We start from the raw sequence: 11,254 nt of genomic DNA, 5'->3' as shown, positions 1-11,254 counted from the left end.
GCGCCGCCAGCGAGCTGGACCGGCTGGACGCGCAGCGCAGCCTGCTGGCCGCGGAGCAGGCGCTGGTGCAGACCCGGCTGGCCGAGCAGGTGAACCGGGTCGGACTGTTCAAGGCCCTCGGCGGTTGAGGCGGTCCGCGCCACAATCGGCGCACTCCGCTTCCAGGGCTTCCGCCATGACCACCCGCACTGAATCCGACACGTTCGGCCCGATCGAGGTGCCGGCGCGGGCCTTGTGGGGCGCCCAGACCGAGCGCAGCCGGCGCTTCTTCGCCATCGGCGAGCAGCGCATGCCGCTGGCCGTGGTCCATGCGCTGGCCGAGATCAAGCGTGCGGCGGCGGAGGTCAACCACGCGCTCGGCCTGCTGGATGCGCCGCGGGCCGAGGCCATCGCGGCGGCGGCGGCGCGGGTCGCGGCGGGCGCGTTCGACGCCGAGTTCCCGCTCTCGGTCTGGCAGACCGGCTCGGGCACGCAGAGCAACATGAACGCCAACGAGGTCATCGCCAGCCTGGCCTCGCTGGCACTGGGTGGTGCGCTCGGCACCGACCGGCGCGTCCACCCGAACGACCACGTCAACCTCGGCCAGTCGTCCAACGATGTCTTCCCGACCGCCATGCACCTCGCTGCCGTGCAGCAGACCCGGCCGCTGCTGGCCGCGCTGGCCCGCCTGCGCGGTGCGCTGCAGGACAAGGCCGGGCTGTTCCGCGACGCGGTCAAGATCGGCCGCACCCACCTGCAGGACGCCACGCCCGTCACGCTCGGACAGGAGTTCGGCGGCTACGACGCGCAGCTCGCGCTGGCCGAAGCGGCGCTGCGCCAGGCCCTGCCGGCGGTCCACGCGCTGGCGATCGGCGGCACGGCGGTCGGCACCGGGCTGAACACGCATCCCGAGTTCGGCGCCCGGGTCGCTGCCGTGCTGGCGGACCGCCTGGGAGCGCCGTTTGTCGTCGCCGACAACCGCTTCGCCGCGATGGCCGGACACGAGGCGCTCGTCGGCCTGCACGGTGCGCTGCGCCTGCTGGCCATCGCGCTGAACAAGATCGCCAACGACATCCGCCTGATGGGCAGCGGGCCGCGCGCCGGGCTGGGCGAGCTGCAGTTGCCGGAGAACGAGCCCGGCAGCTCCATCATGCCGGGCAAGATCAACCCGACCCAGGTCGAGGCGCTCACCATGGTCTGCGCGCAGGTGATGGGCCACGACGTGGCCATCGGCATCGCCGCCAGCCAGGGGCAGTTCGAGCTGAATGTGTACAAGCCGCTGATCGCCCACGACGTGCTCGACAGCCTGCGCCTGCTGGGCGATGCGATGGCGAGCTTCTCGGCGCACTGCATCGAGGGCCTGACCATGAACGCGGCACGCATGGACGAGCTGCTGCACCGCTCGCTGATGCTGGTCACCGCACTCGCGCCGCACATCGGCTATGACCGCTCGGCGCTGATCGCCAAGCATGCGCACCGCCACGGCCTGGGTCTGCGCGAGGCGGCGCTGGCGGTGGGCGGCCTCAGCGGAGAGGAGTTTGACCATTGGGTCGACGCACGGGCGATGATCGGGCCGGCTCCCGCCGCACCCGCGCCGTGACCGTTGATCGAAGGAACCGAACGAACCATGTCTGCCCGCCACCATTCCCACGAAGACATCGCCTCGAAATTCCTCGGCACTCCCTATGCCAAGCTGGACAAGCGCACCCAGAACGTCGCCCGCCATGTGGCCGAGCGCCTGCGCATGGCCCACAGCGCCTCGGCCGATCTCGACGAGGAACCCGCCACCCGTGGCATGCGCGCTGCGGATGCCGTGGCGAAGTTCGGTGGCTCGTGGACCTTCGTCGGCCTGTTCGCGGCCGTGATGTTCGGGTGGGTGGCCGTCAATGGCTATCTGCTGGCGCAGCGCGGTGCGACCTTCGACCCGTATCCCTACATCCTGCTCAACCTGTTCCTGTCGATGCTGGCCGCGATCCAGGCACCGGTCATCCTGATGTCGCAGAACCGCCAGTCGCAGAAGGACCGCATCACTGCCGAGCACGACTACGAGATCAACCTCAAGGCCGAGCTGGAGATCATGCTGCTGCACGAGAAGATCGACACCCTGCGCATGCACCAGTGGGACGAGCTGCTGCGTCTGCAGAAGGACCAGCTGGCCCTGCTGACCGCGCTCCACCCGCCCCGCAACCTGCCGACCGCCACCGCGGACTGAGCTGCCGCCCGCTCACTGCCAGCCATGGCGCTGGATGTAGAGGCGCTTCATCAGCGTGGTGAGCGTGCAGTAGCCCAGCAGGATCGCCACCAGCCAGCCGTAGTAGGCCGCAGGCAAGGGCTGCAGCCGGAAGTAGCCGGCCAGTGGTCCGAGCGGCAACCACAACCCCAGCGCCATGATCGCCAGCGTCATGGCCATCAACGGGGCCGCAGCGTGGCTCTGGATGAACGGCAGCCGGGGCGTGCGCACCATGTGCACCACCAGTGTCTGTGTCAGCAGGCCGACCACGAACCAGCCCGACTGGAACAGCGTCTGCCGGGCCACGCTGCTGGCGTCGAACACCCACCACATCACGCCAAACGTGATGATGTCGAACAGCGAGCTGATCGGCCCGAAGAACAGCATGAAGCGGCCGATGTCCGACGGGTTCCACTTCAGCGGCTTCTCCACCAGTTCAGGATCGACGTGGTCGAAGGGAATGCCGGTCTGGCCGATGTCGTAGAGCAGGTTCTGCACCAGCAGCTGCAGCGGCAGCATCGGCAGGAAGGGCAGGAAGGCGCTGGCCACCAGCACGCTCAGCACGTTGCCGAAGTTGGAACTGGCGGTCATGCGGATGTACTTCAGCATGTTGCAGAAGGTGGTGCGGCCCTCCACCACGCCGTCGTCGAGCACCAGCAGGCTCTTTTCCAGCAGGATGATGTCGGCGGCTTCCTTGGCGATGTCCACGGCGCTGTCCACCGAGATGCCGATGTCGGCGGCGCGCAGCGCGGGGGCGTCGTTGATGCCGTCGCCCATGAAGCCGACGACATGGCCGCCGGCCCGCAGCGCGCGCACGATGCGCTCCTTGTGCAACGGCGAGAGCTTGGCGAAGACGGTGTGCGATTCCGCGGCAGCCTTCAGCGCCTCGTCGTGCATGGCTTCGACCTGCGTGCCCAGCAGCACGGACGTGGCGGGCAGGCCGACCTGCCGGCAGACCTGCAGGGCCACGAGGTCGTTGTCACCGGTCAGCACCTTGACCGCGATGCCGTGGGCGGCCAGCCGCTTCAGCGCCGGAGCCGCCGATTCCTTGGGCGGATCGAGGAAGGCGATGTAGCCGATCAGCGTGAGACCGGCCTCGTCGGCCACCGCGTAGGTGGTCTGGTCCGGCGGCAGCGTCTTGACGGCCACGGCCACCACGCGCAGGCCCTTGGCGTTGAGCCCGGCCGTGACGGCCTGGGTGCGGGCCAGCAGCGCGGCATCCAGCGGCAGCACGGGCATCGTGCGCGCGCCGTCCAGACTCGCGTCGATCGGCTCCTGGGTGCGCACGTGGGTGCAGGCGGCCAGCACTTCTTCGACGGCCCCCTTGCAGATCAGCTCGTGGTGGTGGTCCCGGCCCTCCACCAGCGCGGCCACCACCACCGACATGCGCCGGCGCTCGAAGTCGAAGGGGATCTCGTCCACCTTGCGGTAGGCGTCCTGCAGCTGCAGCTCGGTCGCCAGCTCCACATGCTCCAGCACGGCGTGGTCCAGCAGGTTCTTCAGCCCGGTCTGGTAGTGGCTGTTGAGGAAGGCGAAGTGCAGCACCTCGTCGGTGTCCTGGCCGTAGGCGTCGGCGTGACGGGCCAGGGCGATCTTGTCCTGCGTCAGCGTGCCGGTCTTGTCGGTGCACAGGATGTCCATCGCACCGAAGTTCTGGATCGCGTCCAGCCGCTTCACCACCACCTGCTTGCGCGACAGCAGCACTGCGCCCTTGGCCAGCGTCGTGGTGACGATCATGGGCAGCATCTCGGGCGTCAGCCCCACGGCCACCGACAGCGCGAACAGGAAGGCCTCCAGCCAATCGCCCTTGGTGAAGCCATTGACGAGGAACACGACCGGCACCATCACCGCCGCGAAGCGGATCAGCAGCCAGCTCACGCTGTTGACACCCGCCTGGAAGGCGTTGGGGGTGGTTTCCGTGGCAGTGGCGTGTGCGGCCAGCGTGCCGAAGTAGCTGCGGCTGCCGGTGGCGATCACCAGCGCCGTGGCTGTGCCGGAGGTGACGTTGGTGCCCATGAACACCACGTTGCGCTGGTCGAGCACGCCGGTGCCGGTGCTTGCCGCGGCGTCCGCGCCCTGGACGAACTTCTCGACCGGCAGCGACTCGCCCGTCATCGCCGCCTGGGCCACGAACAGGTCGCGCGCGGTGAGCAGGCGGCAGTCGGCGGGAACCATGTCGCCGGCCGACAAGGCCACCACGTCACCCGCCACGAGTGCGCGCAGCGGGATGTCCTGCGGTGCAGGGTGGCCGTGCCGGAGCACGGTGGCGGTGTTGCTGACCATCGCCCGCAGCCCCTCCGCGGCCCGGTGCGACCGGCCCTCCTGGACAAAGCGGATGCCGGTGCTCAGCGCCACCATCACGCCGATCACCACGGCGGCCTTGGCGTCCGCGCTCAGGATGGACAGCAGGGCGAGCGCCGTCAGCAGCAGATTGAACGGGTTGAGGTAGCACCGCCACAGGCGCAGCCAGCCTGGCAGCGGGGGTTCGTGCTGCACTTCGTTCGGGCCGTCACGGGCCAGGCGCCGGGCGGCTTCGGCGGCGTCCAGCCCGTCGGCCTGCGCGTGCAGGCGGGCCAGCGCCTGCGCGGGTTCGTCCCGGGCGGCGGCCTGCACGGCCTGGTCCAGTGTCGCTGGCGAGGCGGCGAGCGTGTCCAGCAGCGGCCGGCGCTCGAAATGCCGCCTCGCCCGGCGCCGGTGCAGGAAGTGGCTGAAGCCTTGCGTGAGTGCTTTCATGGCCGAACCCGTGTGCGCATGCGATCAGGGTAGCCGACGTGCAAGTCGGCTCCACGATCCGGATCAATGCGCCCGCCACCTATAGTGCATCGGTCTTGTCTGTCAGGCCGCTGCCATGGCGTGCCCCAGATCCCGATCTACCTCGGAGCTTCCCACAGATGTCCCTGCCCCCCGATCCAAGCCTGAACCACCTGTTGGCCGCCTTGCCGCGGGCTGAACTGAGCCGCTGGCTGCCTCAGCTGGAGTGGGTCGACATGCCTCTGGGACAGGTGCTCTACGAGTCCGGCCACACGCTGGGCCATGTGTACTTCCCGACCAGCGCGATCGTCTCGCTGCTGTACGTGATGGAAAACGGTGCATCCGCCGAAATCGCGGTTGTTGGCCACGAGGGTCTGGTGGGCATTTCGCTGTTCATGGGCGGTGACTCCACGCCCAGTCGGGCCGTGGTGCAGAGCGCCGGGACCGGCTACCGGCTCAAGGCGGCGCTCATGAAGCACGAGTTCGACCGCGCTGGGCCGGTGATGCACCTGCTGCTGCGCTACACGCAGGCGCTGATCACCCAGATGGCACAGACGGCCGCGTGCAACCGCCACCACTCGCTCGACCAGCAGCTGTGCCGCTGGCTGCTGCTGAGCCTGGACCGGCTCCAGGGCAACGAGCTGGTGATGACCCAGGAGCTGATCGCCAACATGCTGGGTGTGCGCCGCGAGGGTGTCACCGAAGCGGCGCTCAAGCTGCAGGCGGCCGGGCTGATCCGCTATGCGCGCGGGCGCATCACGGTGCTGGACCGCCCGGAGCTGGAGGTGCGCACCTGCGAGTGCTACGCCGTGGTCAAGCGCGAGTACGACCGGCTGCTGCCTGACGCGCCGAAGGTCTGATGCGCGTAGGTGTTGTCCGACAACGCGACGGTCGTTCTGCCCAATGGCGGCAGTGGGACTTTGCACGTAAGCTTGGCCCGGATTTCCCTTGCTCCACGCCGTCCCTCCATGCCTGCGCATCCGCTCAAGACCTACATCGTTGAAGACAGTCGGGTGATCCGCGAGAACCTCATCGCCACGCTCGAGGAGCTGGTGCCGGCGGAGGTGGTCGGGGTGGCCGAGGACGAGGCCACGGCGGTGCAGTGGCTGACCGCGCAGCAGTATGTGCTGCAGCACACAGCAGAGCTGGTGATCGTCGACATCTTCCTGAAAGGCGGCTCCGGGCTGGGCGTGCTGCGGGCACTGCAGGACCAGCTGCCACGGCGCCGGCTGGTGGTGCTGAGCAACTACACGACGCCCGAGATGCGCCGCAAGTGTCTGGCGCTGGGCGCGGACCGGGTGTTCGACAAGTCCTACGACATCGACGCACTGATCGCCTACTGCACCCAGTTGCTGGTGGCTATTGAATCAGGCCATTCTTGAGCGCGTAGTAGGTCAGGTCGCTGTTGGAGGCGAGCTGCATCTTCTCCATCACCCGGCTGCGGTAGGTGCTGACGGTCTTGACGCTGAGCGACAGGCTCTCGGCGAGGTGGCCGATGGTCTCGCCGGCGGCCAGACGCAGGAAGACCTGCAGTTCGCGCTCGGAGAGGTGTTCGTGCAGCGGCTTGTCGTCGCTGCGGCCGAGACCCTCGGCGAGCTGTTCGGCCACGCCGGCGGTGATGTACTTGCGACCGCGGCAGACCGTGCGGATCGCCTTGACGATCTCCTCGGGGTCGCAGTCCTTGTTCAGGTAGCCGCTGGCGCCCTGGCGCAGCAAGGTGGTGGCGTAATGCGTTTCCGGGAAGCCACTGAGGATCAGCACCGGCAGGTCCGGGGCGCGGGCCTTGATCGCGGCCAGCGCGTCGACACCGCCGTGGTCGGGCATCGCGATGTCCATGAGGATCACGTCGAGTTCGCCACGGCGCACGATGTCGAGCGCCTCGCGGCCGTTGGCGGCTTCACCCACCACGGAGAAATCCGCCTGATCGGAAAAGAACTGACGCAGTCCGGCACGCACCATGGGGTGGTCGTCGACGATGGCGATGCGAATCATGGGATGGAGGGCCCTCCTTGGCGCATGATCCCACCGATTCCCTCTGGTGGGCCGAACGGATCACAACGGGGATGCCCGCGATGAACCTTGATCTCTGGCTTGCTGCCGCTGCGGTGTTGGCCAGCCTGCTGGCGCTGGTGGAGCATGGGCGCCTGCGTTCGCTCCGGCGCACGGTGCGGCGCCAGCAGGCGCAGCAGCGGGAACAGGCCCTGGACCAGGAGCGGGCCCAGCTCGACGCGCTGGTCCGCCAGCGCACGGCGCAGCTCACCGAGCTGACCCACCATCTGCAGACCGCCCGCGAGGACGAGCGCAGCCGCCTGGCGCGCAACCTGCACGACGACCTCGGCGCGCTGCTCACCTCGGCCAAGCTCGATGCGGCACGCATCCGCTCGCGTCTGGCTGGCGCGTCGCCCGAGGCGCTGGAGCGGCTGGCACACCTGGTCGAGATGCTCGACAGTGCCATTGCGCTGGGCCGCCGCATCATCGAGGATCTGCGTCCGTCCACACTGAACAACCTCGGTCTCGCAGCGACGCTGGAGATCCTGGCGCGCGAGTTCGCCGAACGGTCGGGGGTGGACGTGCATTGCACGCTGGCGCCGGCGCCGCTGAGCGTGGCGGCCGAGCTGGTGGTCTACCGGTTGGTGCAGGAGGCGGTCACCAACATCAGCAAGTACGCCGCGGCGCGCCACGTCTGGCTCGACATGGCACCGCAGGGCGCGCAGGTGGAGGTGCTGGTGCGCGACGACGGCGTGGGCTTCGATCCGGCCGTGCAGCGGGGCTCGGCGCATGGACTGGTCGGCATGCGCTACCGCGTCGAGGCGGTGCACGGCACGCTGGAGGTGCTGTCTGCACCGGGGCAGGGCACGGTGCTGCGGGTGTGCCTGCCGGGCCTGTCGGTCGCGTCCTACGCTGCCTGACGCGCTTGCCCGACAGGTGGGCCCACCGGCCGCCGATGGTGGAGCCTGGCGGATCGAACCACACTCGGTCGGACCAACCCGAAGGAGATCCGATGTTTGCCAGCAACTCTTCTGCCTCCCCCGCGTCCACGGACGCGGGCCCGAACCACTTGACCGACCAGGCCGTCGAATCGGCCGACCACGCGATCAAGGTGGCCCAGCGCGTGGCCACCGACGCGCTCGACAGTCTGGCGGGCGCCATCCAGGCGTTGCGCGCACAGGCCGAACCCTTGCTCGACGGCGCCGCCGACCAGGCCAGTTCGATGGCCCACCGCGGGCTGAACTCCTTGCATGACAGCTCAGCCGTCCTGCGCACCTCGGCCCGACAGGCCTCCGAGAGCACGGTCAGCTACATCCGGCACGACCCCATCAAGTCGATCTTGATGGCTGCTGCCACCGGCGCGGCCCTGATGGGACTGATCGGCCTGATGCGCGGCCCGTACCGCCGCGATTGACCGCCATGGCCCACGCACTGCTCCACCTGATCACCACCCGACCGCAATTGCTGGTCGACCATGCACAGGCCTACGCTGAACTCGCGAATGCGGACCTCGATGTGGTCACCAGTGCCTGGAAACGCCAACTCCGGCTGGCGGCCATGTCGCTGTGCGGTGCCGCTGTGGCCACCGTGCTGGCAGGGGTGGCGCTGATGCTGTGGGCGGTGATTCCCGCATCGCAGATCGAGGCGCCGTGGGCGTTGGTGGCTGCGCCGCTGCTGCCCGCACTGGTGGCGCTGTGGTGCCTGCTGGCCGCCCGGTCTGGTGGCGATCCGCAGGCATTCGGCAACCTGAAGGAACAGGTGCAGGCCGACCTGCTGATGCTCCGCCAGGTGGGAGCGGTGTCGTGAGCCTGTCCACTTCGGACGCCGCCGACCGGCTCGACGCGTCACGCCGTCACCTGCAGCGTGCCTTGCGTGTGACCGCTCCCGCACCGGCGGGAGCCGGTGCCCGCAGTGCCAGTGCCGATTTCGCGGCCGAAGCGTTGCGCGTCTGGTGGAGCCGCCATCCGCTGCGTGTGGGCAGCGAAGCGGCGATCGAGGTGGCCAACGCCGTGCTGCGCCCGGTGGCACAGCGCCATCCGCTTGGCCTGGTCGCGGGTGCGGTGCTGGCGGGCGGACTGCTGGTCTGGAGCCGCCCGTGGCGCTGGGCGGACCGGCCTGGGCTGGTCACCGGCCTGTGTCGGCAACTGGTGCACGAGGTGGTGGCCCAGGGCTGGCCTCAGGGGCTGGCGGCGAGGGCATCTGAAAAAACGTAGCCCTGCCTCTCGTCAGGGCCCATGTGCGCCGACTGTCAGCGTGTGTGCCGCCAGGCCTTCAGCCGGGTGGCCCCCAGTCCGGCCAGTCCGGCCAGGAACAGCATCGACGTGGCGGGTTCTGGCACCGGCGTCACCGGACCGCCGCTGAACCCCAGGCTGCCGCCGTCCCCCAGACCGGTGCCGAAGGCCTGCGCGCTGCAATCGTTCGAGACCAGGTTGTCCGCCAGCGTGACCGCGCCGCTCAGTCCGATCGCGCGGCCGCACACGATCTGCGCGCCACCGTCGAGCGTCACGCTGGTCAGGGCCAGCAGGTTGCCGGCGAAGTCGGTGCCGGTGCCCAGCGTGGCGGAACTGCCGATCTGCCAGTAGATCCCACTGCCGGCGCTGGCGTTCAGCACGCTGATGAACGAGTCGCTGGCGGTGGTCAGCGTGCTGCCGATCTGGAAGACGAAGTTGCCCCCCGGGTTGCTCAGGAAATCGAGCACGAGCGTGCCCGTCAGCTGTGCCGAGGTGTCAAAGCGGTAGACCCCTGGCGTCAGCGTGGCGAGTCCGGGCGAGCCGAGGACCTGTCCGGTCAGGTTGGTGTCGAAGGCCAGGCCGGAGAGTGCGTTGTAGGCGGTTGTCGCGTCGGTGAGGGCCGTCTGTGCGACAGGGTCGTTGGCGTGCACGGTTCCACCGTTGACGTTGACGCCCGAGGTCAGGCCGGTGATCGAGGCACCAGGACTGGTGCCCAGGTCACCAAAGATCTGCGTGGGCAGGTTCGGGGCGCTGTGGGCGTCGGTCACGGTGGTGCCGGCCAGAACAGCGAAGGTCTGGGCGGAGCCCAGTGCAGGTGCAGCCTGTGCGGACAACGCGGTGAGCGCGATCACCGCTGCGAGCGCGATGGTTTTCGGGACCGGGCGGAAATGGCGAATGAGGGTGGTGTGCATAGCTTGCTTTCGTGACACCGGACAGACGGCCGGCACGTGCTTTAGGCCACTGCCTTGTAAGGGCAGTGATCGATGGCAGTCTGTGCGGCAGCGAACATGGCGACGCCCTGAATCGGGGGGCGTCTGCTGCACCGGTGCGGTGTTGTCCTACACCGGCAGGCGTCCGGCGCTGATGGCCTGTTGTGGCCCGGGTTTCTACAGTGCAGATGTCCGTCCGGTGCGCCAGCGCACCGATCCAGACGATCCGAACCACCCCACAGGAGATCTGCCATGACCCGTACCCTGAACCGCCGCTTCACTCTGACCCTCACCGCCACCATGGCCGCCATGGCGATGCTCGTCGCCTCGGGATGCGCCGTCACGCGCGGGCAGGAAAGCGTGGGCGCCTACGTCGACGACACCGCCATCACCACCGCGGTCAAGGCCCGCTACGTCGACAACCGCGACGTGGACGCCAGCAGCATCAGCGTCGAGACGCTCCATGGCACCGTGATGCTGTCCGGCTTCGCCAAGAACATGACCGAACGCACGATGGCCGAGACGCTGGCGATGAAGGTCGGCGGCGTGAAGTCGGTCAAGAACGAGATCACCGTGCGTCCGTGAATCCACGGCCACCCGCCCACCCGTTGCAACCACTGAAGGAGCACACATGAACTGGGACCGCATTCAAGGCAACTGGAAGCAAGTTGCCGGCAAGGTCAAGACGCAATGGGGCCAGCTGACCGATGACGACCTCGACATCGTGGCCGGCCACCGCGAGCAGCTCGCCGGCAAGATCCAGGAGCGCTATGGCATCGCCCGTGAAGAGGCCGTGAAGCAGCTGGATGCGTGGCAGCACACGGCGGACGAGGCCTGGTTCACAGCGGCACCCGCGCCCTGAGCGGACCGTGATCCGGCACGGCCAGCAGCGCCTTCGCGTCGGTCGACCCGCCTGCACAGGGCACGATCCCTGACGGCACCCGCACCGACGCCGGCTGCACATGTGCATCCTGGTCGTCGAAGAACATCTGCGCACCGAAGGCGGCCAGCACCTGGTCCTTCGACGCACCCCCCATGAAGAAGGCCTCGTCCACATCGACCTGCCAGTCGCGCAGCGTGTGGATGACGCGGGCGTGCGCCGGGCTGCTGCGCGCGGTGACGATGGCGATGCGCACGGGGCAGGG

General features: G+C 68.8%; 14 protein-coding genes. 10 read left to right on the top strand and 4 right to left on the bottom strand.

Annotated elements, in window-relative coordinates:
* The first annotated feature begins 175 nt into the window (after positions 1 to 175).
* On the top strand, positions 176 to 1,579 hold the full coding sequence (gene fumC, locus AB3X43_RS05120; RefSeq protein ID WP_369428792.1) for a class II fumarate hydratase: 1,404 nt from the start codon (positions 176 to 178) through the stop codon (positions 1,577 to 1,579).
* A 27-nt stretch (positions 1,580 to 1,606) separates the two neighbouring features.
* Positions 1,607 to 2,191, top strand: a complete 585-nt coding sequence (locus AB3X43_RS05115; RefSeq protein WP_369428791.1) for a DUF1003 domain-containing protein — start codon at positions 1,607 to 1,609, stop codon at positions 2,189 to 2,191.
* Positions 2,192 to 2,203: 12 nt separating this feature from the next.
* On the opposite strand, the gene mgtA is transcribed toward AB3X43_RS05115, so the two are convergent.
* Positions 2,204 to 4,942 carry a magnesium-translocating P-type ATPase gene (mgtA, locus tag AB3X43_RS05110; RefSeq protein ID WP_369428790.1) on the bottom strand — a complete coding sequence of 913 codons (2,739 nt, stop codon included), beginning with the start codon at positions 4,940 to 4,942 and terminating at the stop codon, positions 2,204 to 2,206.
* Between the two features lie 158 nt (positions 4,943 to 5,100).
* Between mgtA and AB3X43_RS05105 the strand changes: the two genes are divergently transcribed.
* Complete coding sequence (locus AB3X43_RS05105; RefSeq protein ID WP_369428789.1) at positions 5,101 to 5,820, top strand: Crp/Fnr family transcriptional regulator; 720 nt, start codon at positions 5,101 to 5,103, stop codon at positions 5,818 to 5,820.
* 108 nt (positions 5,821 to 5,928) lie between these two features.
* Positions 5,929 to 6,342: a response regulator transcription factor gene (locus AB3X43_RS05100; protein ID WP_369428788.1), complete on the top strand. Its 414-nt coding sequence runs from the start codon at positions 5,929 to 5,931 to the stop codon at positions 6,340 to 6,342.
* Here AB3X43_RS05100 and AB3X43_RS05095 read toward each other — a convergent pair.
* A complete protein-coding gene (locus AB3X43_RS05095; RefSeq protein ID WP_369428787.1) occupies positions 6,320 to 6,952 on the bottom strand; it encodes a response regulator in 633 nt (210 codons plus the stop codon). The two genes, AB3X43_RS05100 and AB3X43_RS05095, sit on opposite strands and share 23 nt — an antisense overlap.
* An 80-nt stretch (positions 6,953 to 7,032) precedes the next feature.
* Here AB3X43_RS05095 and AB3X43_RS05090 point away from each other — a divergent pair, with 80 nt between their 5' ends.
* The 4 genes from AB3X43_RS05090 (at position 7,033) to AB3X43_RS05075 (ending at position 9,162) form a co-directional block, all read left to right on the top strand.
* Positions 7,033 to 7,869 carry a sensor histidine kinase gene (locus AB3X43_RS05090; RefSeq protein WP_369428786.1) on the top strand — a complete coding sequence of 279 codons (837 nt, stop codon included), beginning with the start codon at positions 7,033 to 7,035 and terminating at the stop codon, positions 7,867 to 7,869.
* Positions 7,870 to 7,961: 92 nt separating this feature from the next.
* The gene (locus AB3X43_RS05085; protein WP_369428785.1) at positions 7,962 to 8,363 is read left to right on the top strand and encodes a hypothetical protein; all 402 of its coding nucleotides are present in this window, start codon (positions 7,962 to 7,964) and stop codon (positions 8,361 to 8,363) included.
* A 5-nt stretch (positions 8,364 to 8,368) separates the two neighbouring features.
* Positions 8,369 to 8,755, top strand: coding sequence for a hypothetical protein (locus AB3X43_RS05080; protein ID WP_369428784.1), 387 nt, complete (start codon positions 8,369 to 8,371; stop codon positions 8,753 to 8,755).
* On the top strand, positions 8,752 to 9,162 hold the full coding sequence (locus AB3X43_RS05075; RefSeq protein ID WP_369428783.1) for a hypothetical protein: 411 nt from the start codon (positions 8,752 to 8,754) through the stop codon (positions 9,160 to 9,162). The genes AB3X43_RS05080 and AB3X43_RS05075 overlap by 4 nt, the downstream gene beginning before the upstream one ends.
* A 35-nt stretch (positions 9,163 to 9,197) precedes the next feature.
* Here the strand turns inward: AB3X43_RS05075 and AB3X43_RS05070 are convergent, their stop codons facing one another.
* Complete coding sequence (locus AB3X43_RS05070) at positions 9,198 to 10,091, bottom strand: ice-binding family protein (RefSeq protein WP_369428782.1); 894 nt, start codon at positions 10,089 to 10,091, stop codon at positions 9,198 to 9,200.
* 270 nt (positions 10,092 to 10,361) lie between these two features.
* Between AB3X43_RS05070 and AB3X43_RS05065 the strand changes: the two genes are divergently transcribed.
* Positions 10,362 to 10,694 carry a BON domain-containing protein gene (locus tag AB3X43_RS05065; RefSeq protein WP_369428781.1) on the top strand — a complete coding sequence of 111 codons (333 nt, stop codon included), beginning with the start codon at positions 10,362 to 10,364 and terminating at the stop codon, positions 10,692 to 10,694.
* Between the two features lie 46 nt (positions 10,695 to 10,740).
* Entirely contained in the window at positions 10,741 to 10,971 is a 231-nt protein-coding gene (locus AB3X43_RS05060; protein WP_369428780.1) for a CsbD family protein, read from the top strand.
* Here the strand turns inward: AB3X43_RS05060 and AB3X43_RS05055 are convergent.
* The coding region (locus tag AB3X43_RS05055) for a 5'-nucleotidase (RefSeq protein WP_369428779.1) at positions 10,949 to 11,254 on the bottom strand (306 nt) is incomplete at its 5' end. The two genes, AB3X43_RS05060 and AB3X43_RS05055, sit on opposite strands and share 23 nt — an antisense overlap.

The sequence above is a fragment of the Sphaerotilus sp. genome, assembly GCF_041083715.1.
Classification (GTDB): domain Bacteria; phylum Pseudomonadota; class Gammaproteobacteria; order Burkholderiales; family Burkholderiaceae_C; genus Sphaerotilus.
Note: the sequence above shows the minus strand (reverse complement) of the source record. Positions and strands in the feature narration are given on the sequence as shown.